This window comes from Emticicia aquatica (assembly GCF_923079645.1).
Lineage (GTDB): Bacteria > Bacteroidota > Bacteroidia > Cytophagales > Spirosomataceae > Emticicia > Emticicia aquatica.
Genome location: NZ_CAKLPY010000001.1, coordinates 1,449,645 through 1,475,373, shown reverse-complemented (window position 1 = coordinate 1,475,373; position 25,729 = coordinate 1,449,645). Strand labels below are relative to the sequence as shown.

Genomic DNA, 25,729 nt, shown 5'->3' with positions numbered 1-25,729 from the left:
TTTTAAGTTTTACAAAAAAATAATACGCTATTTTAATTTATGGAATTCGAAAACTATCGAATTCGTTTTCGGAAACGTTTCCGATAGTTATTTTTTATTCTTAAATTTATAAATTATATTGAAATTGTATTATTAAATTTCAATACTGAATGTTTAATAAAATAGAAGTTTCTCAGATGAAAATATTAGAATAGTTATATTTATGATTGCTTGTGTAAAATGTGGAAAAGTAGAAAATATTATTCGTTCAGGTTTTGTTCGAGGTAAACAAAGACTTTTTTGCAAAGCTTGTGACGTATATTTTTCAGTTACTCCACCGAATCCATCAACATCAAAAAAACAACACCAAACCACAATTATTGACGTTGCAAAAGTCTTGGGAGTAGCTCCTTCAACCGTGTCTCGTGCTTTGAATAATAGTGCAGAAATCAACGAAAATACGCGTGCCGAAATAATTAGAGTAGCAAACGAACTAGATTATAGACCCAATTTATTGGCTCAGAGCCTTCATCGGGGAGAAACGCACACCATTGGCGTGGTGATCCCTGACATTCAACGTCCTTTTTTTGCTGGAGTTGTTGCTGGAATTCAGAAAGTAGCTTCCGAGGCTGGTTATCGGGTGATGATTTGCCAATCGAACGAGTCGCACAATACCGAAACTTTAAATGTTCAAGCATTGGTTGCTAGTCGAGTGGATGGACTTTTGATTAGTCATTCACAAGAAACGAATACTTTTGAACACGTAAAATTACAGCTAAAAAAAGGTTTACCAATCGTTCATTTTGATAGGGTTTGTGATGAACTTGATACGGCAAAAGTTATTCAAGAAGATTTTGCAGGAAGTTTTGGGTTGGTTGAACATCTAATTTTACAAGGTTGTCGAAAAATCGCTGTTTTTGCTGGCCCTGAAGATTTATTAATTAGTCAAAAAAGACTAAATGGTTATCTGTCTGCTTTGAAAAAGTATGGTATTTCAATAGAAAATGAATTGATTTTTCATAGTAATTTTAAGCATGAAGAGTCAATTGATGCCTTAAATTATTGGTTTAGTTTACGCGAAAAACCTGATGCAATTTTTACGATTCACTATGCCAATGCTATCGAAATGATTGTGGAATTAAAGCGAAGAGCAATCAAAATTCCTGATGAAATTGCTTTGGCGGCATTCGGAGATGATTTGTTAGCGGCTTTAATTGAGCCTTCCTTGACAGTTTACAATCAATTTCCATATTTAGTTGGGCAAGAAGCGGCCAGCATTTTGATTGAAAACATCATAAATAAAGATACCTTTCAGCCATTCACCAAAACAATTAAAGGGGAATTAATTGTGCGACAATCGTCTTTAAAAAATCTAAATGCTAATTAAACGTAGAGTAATACTTTTTTAACCATTATAAATAGGTTTCTAACTTTTTTTCTATTTCTCAAATATTTTAACTTATAATTGTGGTACTATTTTATGGCAAATTTCATTTAAAATTTATTCGAAAAATATAACCTTAGATTTGAATCAAAATTGTTAATGTTTTTGAAGAAAAAAGTTTTTTTATAAGTGAAATGATTAAAAGTTGAATGATTTTTTGATGAAATTAGTAATTGAAATTTAGCTTTAAGTTGAAAATCAAAGTAGATAAACAAAATAAAATATACGCTCGAATAAAAAATGAAATACAGAAAATTAGGAAAAACAGGATTTGAAATTTCTGAAATTAGTCTTGGAACTTGGCAAGTTGGTGGAAAATGGGGTGATGATTTTAGTCATGCAAATGCTGAAAAAATATTGAATGCAGCCGTTGATTCGGGTATTAATTTTATTGATACGGCTGATGTTTATAGTGATGGCGAAAGTGAGAAAGCTGTCGGAAAATTTGTAAAAAGTCGTTCTGAACGAATTTTTGTGGCAACCAAATGTGGTCGTCAACTCAATCCACATGTGAATGAAGCGTATAAACCAGCCGTTCTACGAAAATTTGTTGAAAATAGTCTTAAAAATATCGGACTAGAAGCACTTGATTTGATTCAGTTACATTGTCCACCCACTGAAGTTTATTACCGTCCAGAGATTTTTGAGTTATTCGATAGATTGAAAGATGAAGGTAAAATTTTGAATCTTGGAATTAGTGTTGAAAAAGTTGAAGAAGCATTGAAAGGCATTGAGTTTGAAAATGTAACAAGTGTTCAAATTATATTCAATGTATTTCGTCAGCGTCCAGCGGAATTGTTTTTTGAGCAAGCTCAAAAGAAAAATGTAGGTATTATCGTTTGAGTGCCTTTGGCAAGTGGATTATTGACTGGAAAGTTTTCAAAACATTCAACTTTCACTGCTGGCGACCACCGTAATTTTAATAGAAATGGCGAAATGTTTGATAAGGGCGAAACTTTTTCGGGCATAGATTACGAAACTGGCTTAGTTGCTGTTGATGCACTAAAAAATCTTTTTCCCCAAAATGAAAACTTAACGCCAATTGCTCTCAAATGGATTTTACAACATGACGAAATAAGTACAATTATTCCAGGTGCGTCTCGGCCAGAGCAAGTTTTGGCTAATCTTGAAGCATTGAATTTTCCAGCGTTGAGTCAGCAACAAATAATTGAAATCAATGAAGTTTATTCAAAATTTATCAAAAAATCAGTTCATCAATTGTGGTAATCTTTTAAATAATTTAGTAAAATGAAAAACCTTTCTCGTAGAAATTTTGTAAAAAATGTGTCTTTAGCAACGGCTGCGACAGCAACTTTTTCGACTGCCGATGCAAAAAATATCAAAGATATATTTGTGCATCATGTATATTTTTGGTTAAAAAATCCAAATAGTGAAGCTGATAAATCCAAATTGTTAGAAGGCCTAGAAAAATTATCAAAAGTACCAACTATTCGAATGGTTCATATTGGTTCGCCAGCTTCAACTAATCGTTCGGTTATTGAGCGTGGTTATGCAGTTTCGTGGCTTTGTTTTTTTGATAACTTGGAAGAAGAGGAAATTTATCAAAAACACCCAATTCACCTAAAATTTGTAGAAGATTATTCTTATTTATGGGAAAAAGTTATTGTTTATGATGCAATCGGCCCAAAAAGATAATCAATTTTTGAGACTTCGTTTTTGAGACTTCGTTTTTGAGAAATTTAATCCTTAAAACAATGCTAAAACTATTACCTTTTTTCATTTTGATTCAATCTATAGCTTTTTCACAAGGGAAAATGCTCGAATCTAAAGTTTATCAATGGGATGAATTGGCGGTTATTAAAAGACCTCAAGGCGAAGCACGACCAATTTTAGATGGAACAACTCCTCATTTTAAACTTTGTAAGATTCATGCCAGTACACTTTTGCCCAAAAGTCGGATGAGAAAAGAAGCTTATACGCAAGAAAATGAGGAGTTAATTATTGTAAAAGAAGGTGAGTTAACAGTAACGATTGAAGGAAAAACAAAGAAATTGAAGGCAGGTGGAATTGCATTAATTATGTCGGGAGATGTGCGTGCAACCGAAAATACAACAGATTCGATAACAACGTATTATGTTTTTCAATATAATTCTAACGAACCAGTCAACATTGAAAGAGGTAAAAATGCAGGTGGTTCATTGATGCTTAACTGGGATGAAGTGGCATTTAAAGCACATGATAAAGGCGGTCGAAAAGATTTTTTTAATCGCCCAACTAGTATGAGTAAACGGTTTGAAATGCATACAACAACTTTGAATGAAGGCTTGATGAGCCACGCTGCACATACGCACAATGCCGCCGAGATTATTTTGCTAATTAATAGCAAGTCGACTGAAAAAGATAGCAAAGTGCAAGAAACAATCAATGAAAAATGGCACAATGCTAAAGTTGGAGATGTGATTTTTTTACAATCAAACGATTTACATGGAATCAAAAATGTTGGTAAAGGCACTTGTACTTATTTTGCCTTTCAGTTTGAATAAGTAATATTTAATATCAAAAAACTAAGCCCTTTTACGTCGCATTAATTTAATCGTTGGTCGAAGATAACTTCTTTATTATCAAATCTTTAATTAGATTTAACTTCTATTTATTATTCAACCTAACTTTTAAAAATGGAACGTAGAACCGCAATCAAAAATGTGCTGTTTGCTGCGGCTGGGATAATTACATTGCCTGCGTGGGGAAATAGCTGGAATAGTCATTCGCTTCAAATAACTAATTCGGTTTTTAATGCCAATCAAGTTCAAACGCTTGAGATTTTGGTTGATTCCTTGATTCCAAGTTCTTCGATTCTTGGAGCAAAAGATTTAGAAATTTCGATTTTTGTCGACAAAATGATTACTGATTGTTATGAAAAATCGGAGCAAAATAACTTTATTACAGGTTTAGAAAATGCTGCAAAACTCGCCAACGAAACTTATAGAAAAGACCTTATTTTGTGCGATAAAACTCAACGAAATGATTTGTTAATCAAGCTTTCTACTTCAAACGATTCCCAACAAAAAGATTTTTTTACGCTTTTAAAGTCCCTCACTGTTTTGGCTTACACAACTTCCGAGTATGTTTTAACAAAACATTATAATTATGTAATGGCTCCAGGTCATTATTATGGTTGTGTAAATGTATAAACCGAATATAAAGTTTTGAGAAATGAAGATTTAGTATTTATTGCTGAATAAGTTTCAATCAAATTCAACCTTACAAATTTTCTACAAATGAGTTTCTTAAATATAGATTCGGTCAAATCCAGAACTTTTGATGCCATTGTAATTGGGTCTGGAATCAGTGGTGGTTGGGCTGCCAAAGAATTGTGTGAAAAAGGGCTAAAAACTATGGTTTTGGAGCGTGGGCGAGATGTAAAACACGTTACAGATTACCCAACAATGATGAAAAATCCATGGGAATTTGAGCATCGTGGACAAGTACCTTTTGATATTAGAAATCAATATCCAAAAGGGCGTGCTAGTTTCATGCGTGAAGAAACTTTACATTGGGCATTGAAACCTGATGAACAACCTTTTGTTGAAGAAAAACCATTTCAATGGACTCGTGGCTATCATGTTGGCGGTAAATCACTTTTATGGGCAAGACAAACGCAACGTTGGTCAGATTTAGATTTTGAAGGCCCAAAACGAGATGGTTTTGCAGTTGATTGGCCGATTCGTTATGCAGATTTAGCTCCTTGGTATAGTCATGTTGAAAAATTTTCAGGAATTTCGGGTAATAAAGATAATTTACCGCAACTTCCCGATGGAGAATTTTTGCCTCCTTTTGAGATGAGTTGTGTGGAAGACTATTTTAAAAATGTTTTGCAAAAAAAATATAAAAACCGCTCACTGATTCATGGAAGGTGTGCTCATATTACTGAAGCAAAACAAATTCATTTCGACCAAGGACGGGCAACTTGTCAGAATCGTAATTTATGTAATAGAGGTTGCCCTTATGGCGGGTATTTTAGTAGCAATACTTCTACTTTACCATGGGCGATGAAAACTGGTAAAATGACACTTCGCCCAAATTCGGTTGTTCATTCTGTAATTTTCGATGAAAAGAAAAATAAAGCCACTGGTGTCCGAATTGTTGATGCAATCTCAAAAGAGGTAATAGAATATTATGCAAAAGTGATTTTTGTAAATGCTTCTGCACTTAATTCTAATTTAATTTTGTTGAATTCGATTTCAAATCGCTTTCCAAATGGTATCGGAAATGACAGTGGTACATTAGGAAAGTACGTTGCTTGGCATAATTATCGAGGAAAATTAAGTGCTGATGTAGAAGGTTTTTTAGATAAAAAGACTGATGGCAAAAATCCAAGTAATAGCTATTTACCACGTTTTCAAAATTTATATAATCAAGAAAAAGATTATTTAAGAGGTTATGCCGTCGGTGTTGGAAGTGGTCGAGGTTTGGTTCAAAACCGTGATGGTGTTGGTGAAGAATTAAAAGCAAACTTGCTCAATCCAAAACTTGGGAATTGGTACATTAGCACTTGGATGATGGGAGAAACCGTTCCGATTGAAAAAAACCATGTTCGACTTCATGCTGATTTAAAAGATAAATATGGCATTCCACAATTAATTACTTCAGTAGATTGGACTGAAAATGATGATAAAATGGTGCTTGATTACATCAAAGAAATGACAGAAATGTTTACTTTAGCAGGTTTTAAAAATATTAGAGGAGGAGATTCTCACTCAAATCCAGGTGCTGATATTCATGAAATGGGTGGTGTTAGAATGGGTAAAGACCCGAAAACGTCAATGCTAAACGAATGGAATCAATTGCATGCTTGTAAGAATGTTTTTGTAACAGACGGTGCATGCATGACTTCAACTGGCACACAAAATCCATCATTGACTTACATGGCGTTTGCCGCACGAGCAGCCGATTTTGCCGTAAAGGAATTGAAAAAAAGAAATCTTTAATACATTACATATACAGAAAGTTAATTTTATAAATGTACAATTTCAACCTCAAATCAATATAAAAATGAAAAAACAAACGTTAAGCTTAATTTTATCTATCATAATGCTCGCTTTTATACAAGATGTTTTCGCTCAACCAAGCAGCAAAAATCTTTATACATATCCGTTTGGAGTGCAAGCATATACTTTCCGCAATCATTTTCCTAAAAATGTTGAAGGAACTTTGGATATTATTCAGAAAATGGGAATTACTGAAATCGAAACAAGTGGGGCAAAAGGAGTGACTGATGAAGCATATAAAAAACTTTGTGATGCACGTGGTATTGCAATTCCATCGACTGGAGCAGGCTATGACCAATTGGAAAAAATGTCGCAAGATATTGTAAATAAGGCAAAGATTTTTGGAGCTAAATACGTAATGTGTGCTTGGATACCTCACAAAGGCAATAATTTTACGATAGAAGATGCTCAAAAAGCTGTTGAAGTCTTTAATAATGCAGGAAAATTTTTGAAAGAGAATGGTCTAACTTTCTGTTATCATCCGCATGGGTACGAATTTCGTACTTATGAAAATGGAACTTTGTTAGATTATATCATCAAAAATACAAATCCTGCTTATGTTTCCTTTGAAATGGACGTTTTATGGATTTTACATGGAGGTGGAAATCCAGTTGAGTTACTCAAAAAATATGGCAATCGTTGGAAATTGATGCACGTGAAAGATTTGAAAAAAGGTATCGTTGGTGATTTTTCAGGAAATACACCCGCCGAAAACGATGTTGTTTTGGGAACAGGTCAAGCTGATTGGAAAAACATTTTTAAGCTTTCAAAGAAAATCGGTATCAAGCATTATTTCATCGAAGACGAAAGTGAACACGAACTAGAAAATGTTCCATTGAGTATTGACTACTTGAAAAAACTAAAATAAACTATTGAAAGCCAGACAGTTGTTTGGCTTTTTTGTTGCATAAAAAAAGTGTCAATTGAAAAAATATGTTTAAATTGAAAGTTGAAAATAATCTTCATCAAACCCCTAAAAAATAAAAAATGAAATTAAAAATTTTCACAGTAATCTGTTCATTATTAACAGTTTATGCTTCAGCTCAAAATTTCGACCCCAAATTATACAACAGTATGAAATGGCGAATGATTGGCCCACATCGAGGTGGTCGAACCGTTGGTGCGGTTGGTGTTCCACAGAAACCCAATGTTTTTTATATCGGAGTCAATAATGGTGGTGTTTGGAAAACGACTGATTTTGGACATACATGGTTTCCAATTTTTGACGATCAACCCACAGGTTCAGTTGGTGATGTTGCGGTTGCTCCCTCAAACCCGAATGTGATTTATGTTGCTTCAGGAGAAGGAATTCAACGACCAGATTTATCAGTAGGTGATGGGATTTATAAATCAACTGATGAAGGTAAAACTTGGATAAATACAGGTTTGAATGATGGTCAGCAAATTGGTGGATTGGCTATTGATCCAACGAATGAAAATAGAGTTTTTGCGGCAGTTTTAGGGCATCCTTATGGTCCAAATAGTGAAAGGGGCGTTTATCGAACTACCAATGGTGGTAAATCTTGGGAAAGAGTTTTATACAAAGATGAAAATACGGGAGCTATTCAGGTTACGATTGACCCAAAAAATCCGAATATTGTGTATGCTGACCTTTGGGCTGCTCGTCAAGGGCCGTGGGAAAATGGGGCTTGGGATGGGCCTGAAAGCGGTTTGTATAAATCAACTGATGGAGGTACAACTTGGAAAAAATTAACTAAAGGTTTACCAACTTACGAACAAGGTTTGGGAAGAATTGGCTTTTGTATTGCACCAAGCGACCCAAATAGAATGTATGCAACAGTCGATTGTCAAAATGGGGGAGGTGTTTTTCGCTCAGACGATGCAGGAGAATCTTGGACTTTAGCAAGTCAAGACCCAAGAATTTGGGGGCGTGGCAGTGATTTTGCTGAAGTAAAAGTTCATCCAAACAATCCAGATATTGTTTTTAGTGCAGATGTGGATACTTGGAAATCTGAAGATGGTGGAAAAACTTGGGTTGCTTTTCGTGGAGCTCCAGGTGGAGATGATTATCATCGCCTTTGGATAAATCCAAATAATCCTGAAATCATGCTTTTGGCAGCCGACCAAGGTGCGATTATAACAGTTAACGGCGGAAAAACCTTTTCTTCTTGGTATAATCAACCTACCGCACAATTTTATCATGTAAGTACAGATAATGCTTTTCCATACAATGTTTATGGCGGACAGCAAGAAAGTGGTTCAGTTGGTATCACTTCAAGAGGAAATGACGGTATAATTACCTTCCGAGATTGGCATCCAGTTGGAGTAGAGGAGTATGGATATGTAGCGGCCGACCCACTTGACCCAAATATTATTTATGGTGGAAAAATCACGAAATATGATAAACGAACTGGACAAACGCAGAATATCGCCCCAGAAGCAGTTCGTTCGGGTAAATATCGTTTTGTTCGTACAGCTCCAGTAATGTTTTCTCCAGTTGATAAAAAAACGCTCTATTTTGCAGGAAATGTACTATTTAAAACGCAAAATGGCGGCGATTCATGGCAGGTAATTAGTCCAGATTTAACACGTGAAAATTACGACGAAATACCTGCAAGTATCGGTGTTTATAGTAAAGAAAGTATGAAAAAAATGCCTCGTCGAGGGGTAATTTATGCCATCGCTCCATCGCCGAAAGATATTAATCTTATTTGGGCTGGAACTGATGATGGACTGATACACATCACAAAAGATGGTGGAAAAAGCTGGCAAAAATCCAATGATTTTGGAGCTTGGTCGAAAGTATCACAAATTGATGCAGGGCATTTTGATGTCAATGTGGCTTATGTTGCAGTGAATCGGATTCGATTAGATGACCAAAAACCGCATATTTTCCGAACTAAAGATGGTGGAAAAACATGGCAGGAAATTGTTAAAGGTTTACCCAATGACCCAATTAATACAGTAAAAGAAGACCCATTAAAAAAAGGATTACTTTTTGCAGGCTCAGAAAGAGCAGTTTATGTATCGTTCGACGATGGTGAAAATTGGCAAACACTTCGTCAAAATATGCCAGCAACTTCAATTAGAGATTTGGTTATAAAAGATGATGATATTGTGGTTGGTACACATGGTCGTAGTTTTTGGATTTTAGATGATATTACTCCATTGCGTCAAATAACAACAAGTTTAGCAAAAAATGATGCGATTTTATACAAACCACAAAATACCTACCGTGTTCATTGGAGCACCTATACCGACACGCCAATTACCCAAGAAGAGCCACAGGGTCAGAATCCGCCCGATGGAGCAATTATTAATTATTATTTAAAAGACAAAGCAAAAGGAACTGTAACATTAGAATTTTTTGATTTGAATGGAAAATCTGTTCGTAAATTTTCTAGTGATGATAAACCTTATGAGTTACCAGATTTGAATATCCCTCTTTATTGGATTCGTCCGCAACAAATCTTATCGGCTGATGCAGGTTCTCACCGTTTTATGTGGGATTTACATTATGCTCCATTGAATTTGCCGCCTTCGTATCCTATTTCAGCGGTTTATCAAAATACGGCTCCAGATGCCACTTCGCCATGGGTGATGCCTGGAAATTATACTGCCAAATTAACGGTTAATGGGCAAACTTTTACGCAAACTTTTAATGTTAAAATAGACCCAAGAGTGAAAACTTCAGCTACAGATTTGAAAACTCAACATGATTTATCGTTGGCTTGTTATGAAGGACGAATAAAAGTGCAAGCTGAATTGTCAAAAATGAAAGAGCTTCGACAAAGAATAAGAATGACCGAAGAGGGAATGAAGCAATTTGAGGCGAAAGAAGCTGATTTAAAGAAAATTCAGTCAGGTTTGGCCGCAGTTCATAATATTTTGCAAGATGCAGATGCTAAGCCAACAACGCAAGTAGTAATATCTGCAAAGGAGCTTTTGGCAAAATTAGATGGTTTGTTGAAAAAATAATTATTAAAAAATACCTCGATTCGGAGCTATTTCTTTACAAGATTTAGCTCTGTTTTATTTTATAAAGAAGTGAATTTTGTAACTTTTTAACTTTCTTATGACATGAAAGTTAAATCCGAAATTGAAAATTACCCATCTAAATTTTATATATTTGAAAAATTTTTAATCGAAGTTTTACATAATACTTAACCTATGAGACTTACCTTTTTATCGCTTGCGATAATCTTTTGCTTGGCCTGTGAGCAAAAAAGCAAAACTGATACTTTCTATCAAGAACAACATCGTCCACAATTTCACTTTTCACCTGAAAAAGGTTGGATGAATGACCCAAATGGACTTGTTTATTATGAAGGTGAATATCACCTTTTTTATCAACATTACCCCGATAGTACTGTTTGGGGGCCAATGCATTGGGGACATGCCATTAGCAAGGATTTAACAACATGGGAACATTTACCTATTGCTCTTTATCCTGATTCACTGGGTTATATTTTTTCAGGAAGTATCGTTGTGGATGAGAATAATACAACAGGATTTCAAACGGGTAAAGAAAAACCATTGGTTGCTATTTTTACTCTACACGATATGGTTAAAGAAAAGGCAGGCCGAAATGACCGTGAGTCACAAGGAATTGCTTATAGTTTAGACAAAGGTCGAACTTGGACAAAATATGAGAAAAATCCAGTTTTAGCCAATAAAGGAGATGCCGATTTTAGAGACCCTAAAGTTTTTTGGCATGAGGCTACAAAACATTGGGTTATGCCTTTGGCTGTTGGACAACATCTTGAAATTTTTACTTCTCCAAATTTGAAAGATTGGGAAAAAACAGGTGAATTTGGTAACAAAGATGGTGCTCATGGCGGTGTCTGGGAATGTCCTGACATCATCTCTTTGAAAGCTGAAGATGGCGTTGAAAAGTGGGTTCTGATTCAAAATATAGGACGTGGGGCAATAAATGGAGGTTCTGGAACGCAGTATTTTGTAGGTACTTTCCATGGAAAAACATTTATTAACGATAATCCTCCCGAAACTACACTTTGGTTAGATTATGGAGCAGATAATTATGCTGGAGTAACGTGGTTTAATGCTCCTAATAATGAAAAAATATTTATTGGTTGGATGTCAAATTGGGATGATTATGCAACAAAAGTTCCTACTTCATCATGGAGAAGTGCAATGACTGTTCCTCGTAAACTTTCTTTAATCAAAACTTCTGAAGGTTATCGTTTGGCACAAATGCCAGTTACTCAAATTGAAAAATTACGTTTAGGTAAAACTGAAATTTCAAAGCAAACAATCAGTAATGATACTAAAATTGGTGAAAAGTCAGTCTTGAAAGAAATCAATTTATCATTTGATTTAACAACTTCAACGGCTAACGAATTTGGATTTATTTTATCAAATAGTTTGAATGAAAAAGTTGTTTTGGGATATGATAAAACAACAAAACAAGTATTTATTGACCGAACTAATGCTGGCAAATCGGATTTTTCTAAACTATTTGCAAAAAAACATTTAGCTCCACTTAATGATGATAAAGAGTTGACAATCAAGGCTTTGGTTGATAATTCTTCTATTGAAGTTTTTGTCAATGGAGGAAAAATTGCTTTAACTGATTTGTTTTTTCCTAATGAAGATTATACGCAATTATCCATTTACAGTAAAGGTGGCAATGCGGAACTTATTAAAGGAGAAATTTATCCATTAAAATCAATTTGGAAAAAATGAATTTCAAAATAAATCGTATTCAACACATCGGAATCCCCGTTGCTGATTTGTCTATTTCAGAAGTATTTTATCAAAAATTAGGCTTTGAAAATGTAATGAGTTCAACTTTTGAACACGGCGGCGGACAAGGAAAAGTAGCTATGATGCAAAGTGGTGAAGTTATCGTTGAAATTTATCAAATGCCTGATTTGTTTTTGACCGAAATAAAAAGTCGAAAAGATGGTCGAATTGACCACATTGCATTCGATGTTGATGACATTGATTTTGTTTATGATTCGCTCAAAAATGAAGGATTCATTATTTTAGAGCCAGAACCTGTTTTTTTGCCTTTTTGGAAAAACGGCTGTAAATATTTTAATATTTCTGGCCCGAATGGTGAACGAATTGAATTTAACCAAATCTTATAATTTAGTAGTGAAATGTCAAAAAAAAATATAGTTTGCTTCGGAGAAGTACTTTGGGACTTGCTACCGAGCGGAAAAATTGCAGGTGGAGCTCCTATGAATGTTGCTGTTCATGCCACACAATTAGGTTTAAATGCCACAATGATTAGTGCGGTTGGCAATGATGATTTAGGTGATGGAATCAAAAGTTTTTTAGAAAGTCGTCAACTTTCAATCGAAAATATTCAAACACTAAATGACAAACAAACGGGCATTGTTGAGGTTGTTTTGAATGAAAAGGGAAGTCCAACTTACACAATAATTGAACCTGTTGCTTGGGATTTTATTGGACTAACTGACTCTGCTGAAAAAAAAGTGATAGAAGCTGATGCATTGGTTTTTGGAAGTTTAGCTTTGCGGAATGAAATATCAAAAAATACAATTTTGGCTTTACAAGCAAAGGCAAAATTACGGATTTTAGATATAAATCTAAGAAAACCATTTTATTCAGCTGAATTAGCAAAAGAACTTTTTGAAATAGCCGATTTGGTGAAAGTAAATGATGAAGAATTAGAAATGATTTGTGCTTGGTACGGTCAATCTGGTGATGAATTAAGCAATGCAAAATTCCTTAAAAATTTATTTAAACTTCAAGGAATCATCGTTACAAGAGGAGGGAATGGTGCTTTTTTTGTTGATAAAAATAACGAAATGGCTGAGCATCAGGGTTTTAAAGTAGAAGTGAATGACACAATTGGTAGTGGAGATTCGTTTCTTGCATCGTTTATTACTAAATGGCTCAATGGTTTTTCGGCAAGCAAAGCTTTGGAATTTGCTTGTGCAGTTGGTGCCTATGTGGCAACACAAAAAGGAGCAACACCGATAATTAATGAAGCAGATATTTTAGAAATGATTGAAAAAGGCTAGTTTTATTTGCCTTTATTTTGTGTAAAGATATGCCCACCAGATCAAAATAATTTGTAACGGTAACCTCAACCATAACAATGGTTGGGGTATTTTTTTGAATTTTCCAGAAGTGGCCATGTAAATATTAGCTGGAAAAACGGCAATTAGTAGCAAAATAATTCCCCAAGCTGCCAATGCCTGCGTTTGTTTAAATATCAACCCGATTCCCAAAACTATTTCTGCAATACCACTCAAAATTACCATTTCTTCGTGTTTAGGAATATAGGGCGGCATAGCTTTCATAAAAAAGTTTTTTGTCGTGAAGTGTGATATCCCTGCATAAATAAAGAAGGCTGACATGACGTAAAGTGCTATTTTCTCCATAGGTCTCAATATTGAAATTATTCATCGCAATTTAGGCTAAAAATTGATAAATTAACTTATTTTTACAATTAATAATCTATTCTTCAAAATACAAACTAACCAATGACTAAAAAAATATGTTGGCGATTTTTGCTCGTAGTTCTTTCAATAAATGCTGTTTTTGCTCAAAAAAACAAAGCTGAAACCTATTTTCCTGCTTCAAATAATTGGCTTGTAAAAACACCTGCTGAACTTGGTTTAAACCCAATCAAAATTCAAGAAGTCATTGCTTTTGCGAAAGAAAATGAAATTAAAAATCCAAGAAATATGGAGGTTTCACATTATCAATCTTTCGGTAAAGAACCTTTTGGTTTTGCTATTGGTCCATTTGCGGACCGTGGAGAGCCGACTGGACTAATTATTTATAAAGGGTATATTGTTGCAACTTGGGGAGAACCTTCTCGCTGCGATATTACGCATAGTGTAACCAAAAGTTTTTTGTCGAGTGTGGTTGGTTTGGCTGTTGAACGTGGATTAATTAAAAGTGTCAATGATACAGTTGCTTCATATATCCCACCGATTGAAATTTATGGTCAACCAGTCAATCGTTTGGCTGATGATTTTGGAAAGCCTGAAATGTTAAGACTTTTTGATACACCTCATAATAAAACAATTACTTGGGATGCAATGCTTCGCCAAACAAGCGATTGGGAAGGTACACTTTGGGGCAAACCAGATTGGGCTGACCGACCAGATAAAGATGCGTCTCAGTGGCTTAACCGACCAAGAAATAAGCAAGGAAGTGTTTATGAATACAATGATGTACGAGTAAATGCTCTTTCATTGGCGGCTTTGAGCGTTTGGCGAAAACCATTACCACAAGTTTTGAAAGAAAATTTAATGGATAAAATTGGTGCTTCAAACACTTGGCGATGGACAGGCTACCGAAGTTCATGGATTGTGCTAGACGGACAGGCCGTACAATCGGTTAGTGGTGGCGGGCATTGGGGAGGAGGAATGTTTATTAATGCCTATGATATGGGACGTTTTGGACTATTATCGCTGCATAAAGGCCGTTGGAAAGACCAACAAATATTATCAGAAAATTGGGTAAATCAAGCACTCACTCCTACAACCGCTCAGCCAACTTACGGCTACATGAATTGGTTTTTGAATACTAACCAAAAACTATTGCCGAGTGCATCGAGCAATGTTTTTTATCATTTAGGCAATGGAGTCAATATGATTTATGTTGACCCAGACCACGAACTTGTGATGGTTACAAGATGGATTGCCAATGATGCTTTAGATGAAATTGTAAAAAAAGTTTTAGAAGCATTTTCAAAGTAATAAAAACGCATTTCAAAGGAATTTATAGTATAAAACCTATATATCAATTTTTAAATTATTCTTAAATATTTTATTCTAACCAACCAAAATGAAAAAAAACAGCTTAATATTATTATTCCTTTTTGCTTCGATGACAGTTTTTGCCCAAGCCAAAAAAGAATTTTATGAACTTCGTACCTATGAATTACGCTACGGTTCACCAAAAGTAAATATTGAAAATTATTTTAAAAATGCTCTTTTTCCTGCATTAAATAAATACGGAATCAAAAATATTGGTGCTTTTAGCGAAATGGGGAATTCAGAACCTAGTAAAATTTATATTTTTATTCCTTATTCGTCGATTGAAGCGTTTGCGAGCATTTCTGCAAAGATTAAATCAGATGAAGAGTTTATAAAAGCTAGCCAAGAATACAATAGTTTACCACCTGAAAAAGCTCCATACACTCGCTATACATCCTCAATAATGGATGCTTTTGATGGAATTCCTCAACTAATAAAGCCAACTTCTGACCAAAAATTATTTGAATTAAGAATCTACGAAAGCTATTCGGAAGATGCTGCTCGTCGAAAAAGAAAAATGTTTAATGACGAAGAAATAAAGATTTTTAGAGATACAAAACTCAATTCGGTATTTTTTGGCGAAGTGATTGCTGGAGAACACATGCCTTGTTTGACTTATATGTTGGCGTTCAAAAATATGGAAGAACGAGATGCAAATTGGAAAGAATTTAGTGCAAATGCTGATTGGAAACGGATTTCGAGTGCTGCTGAGTATGCCAATTCAGTTTCTCGAATTATTCGTGTATTTTTAAGTCCATTACCTTATTCTCAGCTATAAAATCATGAAAAAATACGTTTTTGTTTTGTTTTTCACGATATTATCCAATTTTGTTCTAGCTCAAAATGAAACTTACGCCGAGAAATTGGGTTTTCCTAAAGGAGCAAAAGTTATCATCATGCACGTTGACGATGTTGGAATGTCGTATGATTCAAATATTGGGGCAATCAAAGCAGTTGAAGAGGGCGTTGCCACTTCGATGAGTGTAATGATGCCTTGTGCTTGGGTTCCGGGATTTGTACATTATCTTAAAAATCACCCACAAATCGATGCGGGTTTGCACTTAACACTTACTTCCGAATGGAAAGATTACCGTTGGGGGCCATTGACTGGAAAATCAAGTGTTCCGAATTTGGTTGATGCGGAAGGAGCGATGTGGAGAAGTGTGGAAGAAACCGCCAAACACGCAACAGCAGATGAAATAGAGAAAGAAATTAGAAGCCAATTGGATAGAGCAAGAACGATGGGATTTGAACCAACGCACATGGACTCTCACATGGGTACTTTATTTGCTCGCCAAGATTATTTGGAACGATATTTCAAAGTTGGTATTGAGCAAAAAATACCTGTAATGTTTCCAGGAGGACACGATACCATGATTATCAAAGATGGAGCGGCTGGTCTAACTCTTGAAAAAGCCCAAGCAATTGGCAAAATGCTTTGGGATGCTGGTTTACCAGTTTTAGATGATTTGCATAATATAAGTTATGGCTGGACGATGGATAAAGTAAAAAATCCTGATGAAAGAACTTTGCAAAAATATAAAACTCAGAAATATATTGAGTCGTTCAAAGATGTACAAGCAGGTGTAACGATGGTGATTATGCACTGTACTTCGCCCACAGAGGTTTTTGAACATATATCTGATTCGGGCAATACTCGCCGTGGTGATATGTTGGCTATGATTGACCCAGATTTGAAAAAATATATTCAGGACAATGGTATCATTCTGACCACTTGGCGTGAATTGAAACAACGCCGCGATAAGGTTAAGTAATAAAAGAAGGCTATTTATTTCAAATAAATAGCCTTCTTTCTGAAAGAATAAAAAAACTCTAAATTTAATTACATTTTCGCCACAACATCATTGATATCAAAACCTCTTTTATTACGGTATTTTTGCTCTTGTCTATGAGCGTCAATGAGGTATTTTACTTGTGAAAAATCTCTATAAAATGGTAATTGCCTTTCTGATTCTTTAATAGCTTTCTTAATTGCAGCAACTTCTTTTTTGAACTTGTTTTCTAATGAATAAAATCCATCTGAGGCAAAACGCTCATACAACGATGGACCAAAAAATGAACTTTGTCCGAAAGATTGAAGTTCTGAAACTTCATTTTCTAATTCCACGATTTGTTGTTTCAACAATTTGACATAATATTTCAAATTATCATTATTTGAGTTTTCAAAATTTGTTCCCATCAAATTAAGTCTTAAACGAAGTAGGTCAAAAAGGTCATCTTTTTCATAAGCTTCCGAGATTTTGTGCATCAAAAGTGTCTTTTTCTCTTTTTCAAGCTCATCTTTTTCTCTGTCAGGATGAAATTCTTTTACCAATTCCATATAAATCTGCCGACTTGTTCTATTCAGATTTTTTTCTTCTTGTCGTTTTTTTTCTTCTCGTTCGATTTGTTTGGCCGACTTTGTTCGATTATTCTTTCTAGTTTCATAATCAGCTTCATCGGCTGCCATCTGTTTATCTAAATATTCTTGTAGTTTTTCAGGGTCGCTCAAATCAACTTCTTCTTCAAACTCAACTCCAAACATCGTTGAAAATGAATCTTTTATGTTAGTGGAAGCATTTGAATTAATCTGTTCAACAACCTCTTCGTAACTAATTCCGTCATTGTGGCGTGTAAAAATGTCAGACAATTCTTCCGTAGGAAAACGACCGATATATGCTTCCGCTCTCTCCAAAATCATTTCGGATAATGTATCATTATCTCTTTTTTTGAAAACATTTTCCTGATAAATTGTATCCAAATGAATAATTTCCTTGATTTGAATATCAATTAATTTTCGTTCTAATGGAATAATATCTGTTGAGATTTTGGCTTGAATTTGTTCAATTTCTTGTTTCATATTCAAAGCCAATTTTTTAAGATGATTAATCTTTTGAATGCTGGTGTTGAATTGTTTTTGTAGCTTGGTTAAAACGGCAGAATTTTCTGTCTTTATTTGAATGAGTTCGGACATTGAAATGAAAGTGTTTTTTTCTAAAATAAGAATGTGTGAATGACTAAATTTGCCAAATATTATAGAAACTTTTGTTGATTAAAAATAAAACGTTCCGTTTATCGTTGCAATTTTGATGAAAAACCTTGCCTTCATATTAATACTTGCTTTTACGTTACAAAATTGTTACGTCTATCGTGTTTGCCCGATAAAATCTTGTCGGGTAGAAATGGAGCATAAACATGGAAGTAAAACGTTCAATCCAAGAAAAGTTTGGAAAGGGAAAATTCACTATATTGGTGAAAAAGCTGTAAAAGATTTGAAAAAGCAGAAAAAACTTCAAAAAGAGCGTCGCCGAATGGAACGACGACGCCATTAATAGTAAAAATATTAAAAATCCAAATGACAATTTATCCAACCTTCATCAAATCGGGTTGGAAAGTTCTTGCGGTAGAAATTAATCGCTGGTTCGTTCCAATCTAATACTTGCCACATCATTCCTGTACATTCCGTATTTTTTGCTTCCGCTATTACTCTGTCAAAAAGCAGTTTTCCGAGTCCAAATCCACGCATTGCTTCCGTAACGACGATGTCTTCAAGGTACAATCTTTTTCCTTTCCAAGTTGAATATCGGTAATAATATATCGAAATTCCTTGTATTTTTCCATCAACTTCTGCCACAAAACATCCAAATATTTTGTTTTTTCCAAACCCATCTTTCAGCATCATTTCAACGGTATTTGTAACTTGTTCGGGTTCTTTTTCGTAAACGGCAAGTTCATAAACAAGCTCATGTACACGTTGAACATCGTTCTTTTTTATTTTTCTGATGTTAATTTTCATTGATTAAAATTTAAAATTTAATTTGAATTCAAATAATTCTCCCATTGCGTTAAAACGGTAGAAAAATCAACGGGTAATTCAGTATCAAACTGCATCCATTCTTTGGTTCTAGGATGAACAAAACCTAGTGTTTTTGCATGAAGTGCTTGTCGAGGCATGATTTCAAAGCAGTTTTCTACAAATTTTTTATAATTATTGAAAACCTGTCCTCTTAAAATTTTATCGCCACCGTATTCTGAGTCACTGAAAAGCGGATGTCCCAAATACTTCATGTGAACCCGAATTTGGTGTGTTCGACCAGTTTCTAAATTACATTGAATAAGCGAAACATACCGTAAATCTTTCAAAATTTTATAATGCGTAATCGAATCTTTTCCTTGAGAACCATCCAAAAATACGTCGCAAACTTTACGATTTTTTAGACTTCGGCCAATATTTGTATGAATTGTGCCATTTTCTTCCTTCGGAACACCCCAAACAAGGGCATAATAGGTTCGTTCGATGGAATGTTCAAAAAACTGTTTAGCAAGAAAAGTCATTGCAAAATCGTTTTTAGCAATTACCAATAAGCCAGAAGTGTCTTTATCAATTCGATGAACAAGTCCTGGGCGAATTTCGCCATTTCGGTGAGTTGGTAAATTTTGAAGATGATAAATCAAACCGTTTACTAAAGTGCCTGTCCAATTTCCAACCGCAGGATGGACCACCATTCCTGCAGGTTTATTGACAATCATAATATCTTCATCTTCAAAAACGATATTTAATGGAATATTTTCAGGAATTAGTTCTGTATTTCTCGGTGGTTTAGGCAATGAAAAAGTGATAACATCGAAAGGTTTCACTTTGTAACTTGCTTTTACAGTAATTCCATTAACTTTTATGGCTTCGGCATCAATCGAATTTTGTATTTTATTGCGTGAGATATTTTTTGTGAAATGTGGTAAATATTTATCCAAACGCATCATTATTTGACCTTTATCAACTACAATTCTTTGATGTTCGTACAATTCGTCTTCTTCTTCAGATTCAATATTCTCTTGTTCTTCGGTCATTTTATCTTAATTTTGATACAAATTTAAGATAAAAATGAGAGAATTTTCTGCAAACTCGCCTTTCACCAAACAAATATCTCAATTACTTCATTTGCCTTCACCCATACAACAAATTTATGATGAATTGTTTGATGCAAAAGCATTGAAAGTATTTGTCAAAAGGGACGATTTGATTCACTCAGAAATTTCGGGGAATAAATGGCGAAAATTAAAGTTTAATTTGCTGAATGCTAGTCAGTTAGGAATTAAAAGTATTTTGACATTTGGTGGAGCATATTCCAATCATATTTATGCATCGGCCGCCGCAGGAAAATACTTTGATTTTGAAACAATCGGGGTCATTAGAGGCGATGAATTGAATGAAAACTCGTCGTCAACGTTAAGATTTGCGGCCGAATGTGGCATGAAATTACATTTTGTATCAAGAGAATATTATCGAGAAATTCGGACAAATCCAAGTAGTCATCCACTAATTCACCCATTCAAACATTCAATTATTATTCCTGAAGGTGGAACAAATGAATTTGCTTTGGGTGGAGTGGGAGAGATGGTTGAGGAAATCACAGAACAGTTGGGTTTTGCTCCTGATTATATTATTTGTCCAGTAGGAACTGGCGGCACGATTTCAGGGATAATTGCTAAATCTGATGAAAAAACAAAAATTTTAGGTGTTTGTGTGTTGAAAAATGGACATTATTTAGAGCAAGAAATAAATCATTTGGTTGAACATGAAATTGGTAAAACTAAAGATAATTTTGAAATTCTTTGGAATGAACATCATGGCGGATATGCAAAAAAAACGCCCGAATTGATAGATTTTATCAAGGAATTTGAAAGAAAACATCAAATTAAGATAGAACCTATTTATTCGGGCAAAATGTTTTATGCTTTTTATGAATCAATCAGTAAGATGATTCCGCCAAATTCAACAGTCGTTTTGATTCATACGGGCGGAATTCAAAACTAAATTTAATTATTACTGATGATAAAATATTTTTGTGTTCCGAAGGTTGTAACGCCATTTGAAATCAAATACGAACGATAAAAATAAACAGTTCCAACATTTAGATTGGTTGCATCAATGGTAAAAACATTAGGAAAAATTGTTGGGCTTCCTAATATTGAACCTTTATTTTGACAAGTATTTGGCGTTGTGAAAGCATCTTCGTAGCCCCAACACATTCCATATTCAGTTATTCCAAAATCGCCTTTTTCTAAAATCGTTCCTTGTAATCTTTGAGAAAGATTTGAAATATTGAATGAATTATCAGTCGTTAATCTTGGAAAACCATCTACATGTAAAGTATAAGTAAAAACTTCGCCATAGGTAGTTATTCCATTTGAAATTACGTAAGCCCTATAATAAAATGTGCCTCCTTCTGGCAAATTATAAATATCTACGACAAAGTTGGCAGGAAAATTAGATATATTTCCTATAATTTTGCTTTTAGAATGTTCTGTTGTTGGAGTCGTGAATCTTTGCGACCAGCAAATGCCGTATTCGGTTATGTCGTATGAACCTTGTGTTGCAACTACACCATTTACTTTTACCGAATTTACAGTTATTGTTTGAGCCGCTAACGTTTCAATAGTTGGTTGTCTTATTGCTAATGTCTTGAATGTAAGCACATTACCATAAGATGTTATGCCATTGGAAACAACAAATGCTCTGAAATAATAGGTAGTATTTGGTGTAAGATTGGCTGCATCTTCGGTAAAAATGGATGGAAATACATTAGGGTTATTGATTCTGCTAGATTTTGCATCGGCAGTTGTTGGAATAACATTACTTGCTGACCAACAAATACCATATTCACTTACATCATAAGTTCCTTTATTTTCGAGAATTCCTCTAAGTTTGGCAGTATTTTCAAACACTAAAATAACTGCATCAGTTTTTATGGCAGGCTGAATAATATCAGAAGTATTAAATGTGATTACTGCTCCAAAAATAGTTCCTGATGCTATTGTTGCATAACTTCTAACTTTATAATTGGTGCTTGGTTTTAAACCTTGAACCAAATCTGAAAATGTAAGTGAAGAAACATTGACGGCCGTTACCGCTCCATGCGAAATTTTACTATCAGCCAAGGTAGGTTCTGCATTTGTTTCAGAATAAACAAAGCCATATTCAGAAATATATTGGTTGCCTAAATTACTTATTTCGGACGAAAGACGGGCAGAGTTGATTAATAGTTCTGAAGCCGAAACAATGCCTAAAGTTGGCGGGATTGGAACAATTTCTTTTGTTTTGCAAGAATTTGCAACAAAAAGAATGAATACTAAACTTAATATTTTTTTCATGGGTATGGATTTTTTTGTTGCAAAGATGAGAATGTTTATGCTTAAAAATGTTACAGAATTGTGCAAAAGATTAACAAAATTCACACATTTGACTAAAAAAGGTCGTCATTTAATTCTACATATAAATGTGAGGAGAATTTTATTGATAAATAATGATATTGAGCATGAATGCGAAAATAAAAAAAAATCTCAGAAATGAACTTTTAGATTCTTTTCGGAGATTTTTTTTCTAATCAATTTAAAATATGTAAGAAGTCGCTTTTAAATTACATTTAAGAAATAACTAATATTTTGGCTATAATGTATATGTAATTTTTACACCTTTGATTGACATGCTTGTTGACCATGTTGATAATTCTCCTCCTGTGGTTTCGGGATAAATAAGGATGAGGTAATTATAAAGACTATTATCGATTGTTCGATTCACTACATTTTCAAATAAAATACTCTTAATATCATTATTACTTGAAGAAACTGTTGTTGTAATATCCGAAAGTACACCTTGAAAAATGGGGCTACTAAATCCTGTTCTCTGAATCTGAAATCTAAATCTTTTTGTATTATCAGTATTGATGTAAAATAACTCGGCATTAGTGATGCTAGCTCCTGATGGTAGATTTATACCAGTAGTAATCATATCAGTAGAACCATTTGACATATAGCAATGACCATATAAACCAATTGAGGTAAACGTACCACTGTTATTATATCTTGGTTGAAATGATGCGGGAGAGACTGCTAAATAACTTGTTTGAGCGGCTGTAGTAGTTAAAGTTCCATTAGCATCGACGGATACGCTTCTAACACCAGTTCCTGCCAAACTTGAAATTGTTGTAGAATTCTGTGTTGTATTTCCATTTCTATCAACAAACCAGCGGAAAGCTCCATTTAACCAAAAACCAGCAGTTTCCGAGCCAGCAGTTTCGTTATTTAAGCCAATAAATGCCCCGTCGGTAATAGCTGTTCCATTTGTACTATTATTAAACCATAGACCTGATGCAAATGTGCCTCTACTAAGTCTCATTCTGCCATTTACCTCCATAATTTCATTGGCAGAAACTGTAGTTGTACCAATGCCGACTTTTCCAGAAGTTGTTAATGTCATTTGAGCGTTCCCATTATTTGTTGAAAAGTTTAAATTATGATCTGAATGGGTTTGAATAAAGGCACCACCTGAATGTACATAAGTACCTACACGAACCGTTTGAGTGTTATCAGTGTGGTCAATTCCGATACCATCTTTTTTTATCTTGACCACCTCATTATCAACTCCACTGATTGGTGTGATCGTAATTGATTGTCCTAACGAATTGTTAATAATTAAAATTGATAATATAAAAAAAACGAAATTTTTCATAAATATTTTGAATTTAGATTAGTACAACATTTTTTAAAACTTCTTCAAACCTTCTCCGTGAAATCTGAATTTCCGAACCATCAATAAGTTGAATTCTTTTGTTTATTTGACACAGACTCAAACAAAAATTGAAGTTAACAATACAAGATTTATTTACTCTTACAAATGGGAAATTTAGTTTTGAATCATATTTTTTTAGAGTATATGACATCAATTTTGAACTACCATCATCAAAAATAAATCTAGTATAATTTTCAACACCTTCAAGCCTAATTACCTGATTTGGAACATTTTGAATAAGTTGAGAATGTTTTGGATTTGGCTTGTTTTGCATCTCATTATTTTAATTATCAACCCAATTTTATGTAAATAATATGATTCAGAAATCTAGGATAATTTTATTTACTTAGCATAGCTTCTATTTTATCTAAACGGTTTTCAAGTGAATGATTTTTGGACTTTAATTCATCATTCACCTTTTTCAATTCTTTAATTGCTTCCACAAGTACAGGCGTAAACTTTGCATAATCAACTGATTTATAGCCTTTTTCGTCTGTAAATACCATTTCTGGGAATAATTTTTCAATTTCTTGAGCAATGAAACCAATCTGATTTTTATCTGAGAAATTTCTTTCGGGGAATTCTTCTCTCTTAAAATCATAACGTACACCGTTTATTTGGAGAATATTTTCCAATGAATTGTTGAGAGAAGTAATGTTTTTCTTATATCTCAAATCAGAGCAAACCAAAACACCACATGAAGCTGTGACTGTCCCTCCAACGGATACATTACCTGCATTGTTTACCGAAAATCGCCATGCATTTCCAATATAAATTCCAGCTTCGGTATCGTTTTTCATTCCATAAAATGCACCATCAGCTCCATTAATACTGTTGAGACTATTGCTCATCCAGATACCAGCTGTGAAGGTATTATGTCTTATTCTGGCTCTTCCATTTACATCAAGAAGTTGGTCAGGCGATGAAACGCCTATGCCGACTTTACCTTGATTATTGATATATACTCTGTCAAATTGTGAGATATTAGTATTAGCTGTTCCGCTTGCTGCAGAATTATATATTCGAATCAAACCATTGGTTGGGTCCATACTCATACCGCCCACAAATCCATCTACTAAAGGTTTACGTCCTACATTATAGTAACCATTAAAGGATATTCCAGGCCAAGCTACATCCAATCCAACGCCTGCGGTATTTTCTCCAAATATGGCTGGTGTACTCCCTACCACTGTATTGACAACTAAACCAGCCTTGTCGGGTGTTATAGTACCAATCCCTACATTACCCGAACTTGTTATGATTGAATAGCTTGAACTACTATTAAAATATCCAGCTATTCCAGTAGAATAACTATTTATGCCTCTTCCGCCTCCCAATTGAATGATATCCAAAGTAGGATTAGAACCATTTGATTGAAGTCTTGCAGCCGAGCCAGTTCCCGTTGTCGTAGCAACAATAACGTCATTAGAATTACTTATGTTATCGATACTAAATGAAGCGGCATTATATCCACCATTGTTTTTTACAATCAAAGCAGGGGTAAAGTTTGATGCACTAGAGTTTTCAAAATATCCTGCAGTTCCACCATTAATGCCTGTACCACTATTTATGGCTTGAAAAGTGTAATTATTACTATTGGATAGGCTCGATAGTGTTGGTTTTGTGTTGGTATTAAGTGTGGTCTCAAATAAGCCTGAGGAACCTAACCCGTTTGTTCGTGCAACTAAACTTGTAGCAATTGATATAGCATTGGAGATTTGAAAAACGCCCGAAGCTCCAATACCGAAATTGGTTGAATATATTGCGGAACCAAAACCAGCATTTGAAGCAACCAAAGCTGATGAAATACCTGCTCCAGAAGTATTTTCAAAAACCCCAGCAGTCCCGAAAGAGCCTGTACTTGTGCTATGCAATCCATAACCTAAGGAGTTACTAATTACTCTGATACTATTATTTGCAATTTCGACTGCGTTCTGAGCTAAAGATATTTGAGCGAAAAGTGAGAATATAAAAATCTTTTTCATGGGTATAACGAGTT

The 25,729-nt window shown here is 34.4% G+C and carries 23 protein-coding genes and 1 pseudogene; 16 read left to right on the top strand and 8 right to left on the bottom strand.

Going from position 1 to position 25,729, the window contains the following annotated elements:
• Window positions 1–202 precede the first annotated feature (202 nt).
• The 11 genes and pseudogenes from MJQ71_RS06400 (at window position 203) to MJQ71_RS06350 (ending at window position 13,409) form a co-directional block, all read left to right on the top strand.
• Window positions 203–1,366 (top strand): LacI family DNA-binding transcriptional regulator, encoded by a 1,164-nt coding sequence (locus MJQ71_RS06400; RefSeq protein ID WP_238805595.1) that lies wholly within the window; start codon window positions 203–205, stop codon window positions 1,364–1,366.
• Between the two features lie 297 nt (window positions 1,367–1,663).
• Window positions 1,664–2,650 (top strand): annotated as a pseudogene (locus MJQ71_RS06395) (aldo/keto reductase).
• Between the two features lie 21 nt (window positions 2,651–2,671).
• Window positions 2,672–3,079 (top strand): Dabb family protein, encoded by a 408-nt coding sequence (locus tag MJQ71_RS06390; RefSeq protein WP_238805593.1) that lies wholly within the window; start codon window positions 2,672–2,674, stop codon window positions 3,077–3,079.
• 59 nt (window positions 3,080–3,138) lie between these two features.
• On the top strand, window positions 3,139–3,927 hold the full coding sequence (locus MJQ71_RS06385; protein WP_238805591.1) for a cupin domain-containing protein: 789 nt from the start codon (window positions 3,139–3,141) through the stop codon (window positions 3,925–3,927).
• Between the two features lie 132 nt (window positions 3,928–4,059).
• The gene (locus MJQ71_RS06380) at window positions 4,060–4,575 is read left to right on the top strand and encodes a gluconate 2-dehydrogenase subunit 3 family protein (protein ID WP_238805589.1); all 516 of its coding nucleotides are present in this window, start codon (window positions 4,060–4,062) and stop codon (window positions 4,573–4,575) included.
• An 87-nt stretch (window positions 4,576–4,662) separates the two neighbouring features.
• The gene (locus MJQ71_RS06375; RefSeq protein ID WP_238805587.1) at window positions 4,663–6,372 is read left to right on the top strand and encodes a GMC oxidoreductase; all 1,710 of its coding nucleotides are present in this window, start codon (window positions 4,663–4,665) and stop codon (window positions 6,370–6,372) included.
• Between the two features lie 64 nt (window positions 6,373–6,436).
• A complete protein-coding gene (locus MJQ71_RS06370) occupies window positions 6,437–7,300 on the top strand; it encodes a sugar phosphate isomerase/epimerase family protein (protein ID WP_238805586.1) in 864 nt (287 codons plus the stop codon).
• Window positions 7,301–7,419: 119 nt separating this feature from the next.
• Complete coding sequence (locus tag MJQ71_RS06365; protein WP_238805585.1) at window positions 7,420–10,371, top strand: VPS10 domain-containing protein; 2,952 nt, start codon at window positions 7,420–7,422, stop codon at window positions 10,369–10,371.
• A 192-nt stretch (window positions 10,372–10,563) separates the two neighbouring features.
• Window positions 10,564–12,099 (top strand): glycoside hydrolase family 32 protein, encoded by a 1,536-nt coding sequence (locus MJQ71_RS06360; RefSeq protein WP_238805584.1) that lies wholly within the window; start codon window positions 10,564–10,566, stop codon window positions 12,097–12,099.
• Entirely contained in the window at window positions 12,096–12,506 is a 411-nt protein-coding gene (locus MJQ71_RS06355) for a VOC family protein (protein ID WP_238805583.1), read from the top strand. The genes MJQ71_RS06360 and MJQ71_RS06355 overlap by 4 nt, the downstream gene beginning before the upstream one ends.
• Before the next feature lie 12 nt (window positions 12,507–12,518).
• On the top strand, window positions 12,519–13,409 hold the full coding sequence (locus tag MJQ71_RS06350) for a carbohydrate kinase family protein (RefSeq protein ID WP_238805581.1): 891 nt from the start codon (window positions 12,519–12,521) through the stop codon (window positions 13,407–13,409).
• Between the two features lie 12 nt (window positions 13,410–13,421).
• Here the strand turns inward: MJQ71_RS06350 and MJQ71_RS06345 are convergent, their stop codons facing one another.
• Window positions 13,422–13,772 carry a DoxX family protein gene (locus MJQ71_RS06345; RefSeq protein WP_238805579.1) on the bottom strand — a complete coding sequence of 117 codons (351 nt, stop codon included), beginning with the start codon at window positions 13,770–13,772 and terminating at the stop codon, window positions 13,422–13,424.
• Window positions 13,773–13,874: 102 nt separating this feature from the next.
• Between MJQ71_RS06345 and MJQ71_RS06340 the strand changes: the two genes are divergently transcribed.
• The 3 genes from MJQ71_RS06340 (at window position 13,875) to MJQ71_RS06330 (ending at window position 16,936) form a co-directional block, all read left to right on the top strand.
• Window positions 13,875–15,101, top strand: coding sequence for a serine hydrolase domain-containing protein (locus MJQ71_RS06340; RefSeq protein ID WP_238805577.1), 1,227 nt, complete (start codon window positions 13,875–13,877; stop codon window positions 15,099–15,101).
• Window positions 15,102–15,189: 88 nt separating this feature from the next.
• Window positions 15,190–15,939 carry an NIPSNAP family protein gene (locus tag MJQ71_RS06335; protein ID WP_238805575.1) on the top strand — a complete coding sequence of 250 codons (750 nt, stop codon included), beginning with the start codon at window positions 15,190–15,192 and terminating at the stop codon, window positions 15,937–15,939.
• A 4-nt stretch (window positions 15,940–15,943) separates the two neighbouring features.
• Entirely contained in the window at window positions 15,944–16,936 is a 993-nt protein-coding gene (locus MJQ71_RS06330) for a polysaccharide deacetylase family protein (RefSeq protein WP_238805572.1), read from the top strand.
• A 68-nt stretch (window positions 16,937–17,004) separates the two neighbouring features.
• On the opposite strand, the gene MJQ71_RS06325 is transcribed toward MJQ71_RS06330, so the two are convergent.
• Window positions 17,005–18,135 carry a hypothetical protein gene (locus tag MJQ71_RS06325; RefSeq protein WP_238805570.1) on the bottom strand — a complete coding sequence of 377 codons (1,131 nt, stop codon included), beginning with the start codon at window positions 18,133–18,135 and terminating at the stop codon, window positions 17,005–17,007.
• 208 nt (window positions 18,136–18,343) lie between these two features.
• Between MJQ71_RS06325 and MJQ71_RS06320 the strand changes: the two genes are divergently transcribed.
• Window positions 18,344–18,493 carry a hypothetical protein gene (locus MJQ71_RS06320; RefSeq protein WP_238805569.1) on the top strand — a complete coding sequence of 50 codons (150 nt, stop codon included), beginning with the start codon at window positions 18,344–18,346 and terminating at the stop codon, window positions 18,491–18,493.
• Window positions 18,494–18,504: 11 nt separating this feature from the next.
• Here MJQ71_RS06320 and MJQ71_RS06315 read toward each other — a convergent pair whose 3' ends face one another.
• Complete coding sequence (locus MJQ71_RS06315) at window positions 18,505–18,957, bottom strand: GNAT family N-acetyltransferase (RefSeq protein ID WP_238805568.1); 453 nt, start codon at window positions 18,955–18,957, stop codon at window positions 18,505–18,507.
• Window positions 18,958–18,974: 17 nt separating this feature from the next.
• Window positions 18,975–20,009: an RluA family pseudouridine synthase gene (locus MJQ71_RS06310; protein ID WP_238805566.1), complete on the bottom strand. Its 1,035-nt coding sequence runs from the start codon at window positions 20,007–20,009 to the stop codon at window positions 18,975–18,977.
• A gap of 34 nt (window positions 20,010–20,043) precedes the next feature.
• Between MJQ71_RS06310 and MJQ71_RS06305 the strand changes: the two genes are divergently transcribed.
• A complete protein-coding gene (locus tag MJQ71_RS06305) occupies window positions 20,044–20,976 on the top strand; it encodes a 1-aminocyclopropane-1-carboxylate deaminase/D-cysteine desulfhydrase (RefSeq protein ID WP_238805564.1) in 933 nt (310 codons plus the stop codon).
• 2 nt (window positions 20,977–20,978) lie between these two features.
• Here MJQ71_RS06305 and MJQ71_RS06300 read toward each other — a convergent pair whose 3' ends face one another.
• The 4 genes from MJQ71_RS06300 to MJQ71_RS06285 form a co-directional block, all read right to left on the bottom strand.
• Complete coding sequence (locus tag MJQ71_RS06300; RefSeq protein WP_238805560.1) at window positions 20,979–22,313, bottom strand: hypothetical protein; 1,335 nt, start codon at window positions 22,311–22,313, stop codon at window positions 20,979–20,981.
• A gap of 295 nt (window positions 22,314–22,608) precedes the next feature.
• Window positions 22,609–23,670, bottom strand: a complete 1,062-nt coding sequence (locus MJQ71_RS06295; RefSeq protein ID WP_238805558.1) for a hypothetical protein — start codon at window positions 23,668–23,670, stop codon at window positions 22,609–22,611.
• A 13-nt stretch (window positions 23,671–23,683) separates the two neighbouring features.
• Complete coding sequence (locus MJQ71_RS06290) at window positions 23,684–24,004, bottom strand: LytTR family DNA-binding domain-containing protein (RefSeq protein WP_238805555.1); 321 nt, start codon at window positions 24,002–24,004, stop codon at window positions 23,684–23,686.
• A gap of 64 nt (window positions 24,005–24,068) precedes the next feature.
• Complete coding sequence (locus MJQ71_RS06285; RefSeq protein WP_238805553.1) at window positions 24,069–25,715, bottom strand: tail fiber domain-containing protein; 1,647 nt, start codon at window positions 25,713–25,715, stop codon at window positions 24,069–24,071.
• Window positions 25,716–25,729 lie beyond the last annotated feature (14 nt).

What these genes read in the sequence shown, in the direction of transcription:
- MJQ71_RS06400 (WP_238805595.1), top strand. Translation starts at nt 203, where the DNA reads ATGATTGCTTGTGTAAAATGTGGAAAAGTAGAAAATATTATTCGTTCA.
- MJQ71_RS06390 (WP_238805593.1), top strand. Translation starts at nt 2,672, where the DNA reads ATGAAAAACCTTTCTCGTAGAAATTTTGTAAAAAATGTGTCTTTAGCA.
- MJQ71_RS06385 (WP_238805591.1), top strand. Translation starts at nt 3,139, where the DNA reads ATGCTAAAACTATTACCTTTTTTCATTTTGATTCAATCTATAGCTTTT.
- MJQ71_RS06380 (WP_238805589.1), top strand. Translation starts at nt 4,060, where the DNA reads ATGGAACGTAGAACCGCAATCAAAAATGTGCTGTTTGCTGCGGCTGGG.
- MJQ71_RS06375 (WP_238805587.1), top strand. Translation starts at nt 4,663, where the DNA reads ATGAGTTTCTTAAATATAGATTCGGTCAAATCCAGAACTTTTGATGCC.
- MJQ71_RS06370 (WP_238805586.1), top strand. Translation starts at nt 6,437, where the DNA reads ATGAAAAAACAAACGTTAAGCTTAATTTTATCTATCATAATGCTCGCT.
- MJQ71_RS06365 (WP_238805585.1), top strand. Translation starts at nt 7,420, where the DNA reads ATGAAATTAAAAATTTTCACAGTAATCTGTTCATTATTAACAGTTTAT.
- MJQ71_RS06360 (WP_238805584.1), top strand. Translation starts at nt 10,564, where the DNA reads ATGAGACTTACCTTTTTATCGCTTGCGATAATCTTTTGCTTGGCCTGT.
- MJQ71_RS06355 (WP_238805583.1), top strand. Translation starts at nt 12,096, where the DNA reads ATGAATTTCAAAATAAATCGTATTCAACACATCGGAATCCCCGTTGCT.
- MJQ71_RS06350 (WP_238805581.1), top strand. Translation starts at nt 12,519, where the DNA reads ATGTCAAAAAAAAATATAGTTTGCTTCGGAGAAGTACTTTGGGACTTG.
- MJQ71_RS06345 (WP_238805579.1), bottom strand. Translation starts at nt 13,772, where the DNA reads ATGGAGAAAATAGCACTTTACGTCATGTCAGCCTTCTTTATTTATGCA.
- MJQ71_RS06340 (WP_238805577.1), top strand. Translation starts at nt 13,875, where the DNA reads ATGACTAAAAAAATATGTTGGCGATTTTTGCTCGTAGTTCTTTCAATA.
- MJQ71_RS06335 (WP_238805575.1), top strand. Translation starts at nt 15,190, where the DNA reads ATGAAAAAAAACAGCTTAATATTATTATTCCTTTTTGCTTCGATGACA.
- MJQ71_RS06330 (WP_238805572.1), top strand. Translation starts at nt 15,944, where the DNA reads ATGAAAAAATACGTTTTTGTTTTGTTTTTCACGATATTATCCAATTTT.
- MJQ71_RS06325 (WP_238805570.1), bottom strand. Translation starts at nt 18,135, where the DNA reads ATGTCCGAACTCATTCAAATAAAGACAGAAAATTCTGCCGTTTTAACC.
- MJQ71_RS06320 (WP_238805569.1), top strand. Translation starts at nt 18,344, where the DNA reads ATGGAGCATAAACATGGAAGTAAAACGTTCAATCCAAGAAAAGTTTGG.
- MJQ71_RS06315 (WP_238805568.1), bottom strand. Translation starts at nt 18,957, where the DNA reads ATGAAAATTAACATCAGAAAAATAAAAAAGAACGATGTTCAACGTGTA.
- MJQ71_RS06310 (WP_238805566.1), bottom strand. Translation starts at nt 20,009, where the DNA reads ATGACCGAAGAACAAGAGAATATTGAATCTGAAGAAGAAGACGAATTG.
- MJQ71_RS06305 (WP_238805564.1), top strand. Translation starts at nt 20,044, where the DNA reads ATGAGAGAATTTTCTGCAAACTCGCCTTTCACCAAACAAATATCTCAA.
- MJQ71_RS06300 (WP_238805560.1), bottom strand. Translation starts at nt 22,313, where the DNA reads ATGAAAAAAATATTAAGTTTAGTATTCATTCTTTTTGTTGCAAATTCT.
- MJQ71_RS06295 (WP_238805558.1), bottom strand. Translation starts at nt 23,670, where the DNA reads ATGAAAAATTTCGTTTTTTTTATATTATCAATTTTAATTATTAACAAT.
- MJQ71_RS06290 (WP_238805555.1), bottom strand. Translation starts at nt 24,004, where the DNA reads ATGCAAAACAAGCCAAATCCAAAACATTCTCAACTTATTCAAAATGTT.
- MJQ71_RS06285 (WP_238805553.1), bottom strand. Translation starts at nt 25,715, where the DNA reads ATGAAAAAGATTTTTATATTCTCACTTTTCGCTCAAATATCTTTAGCT.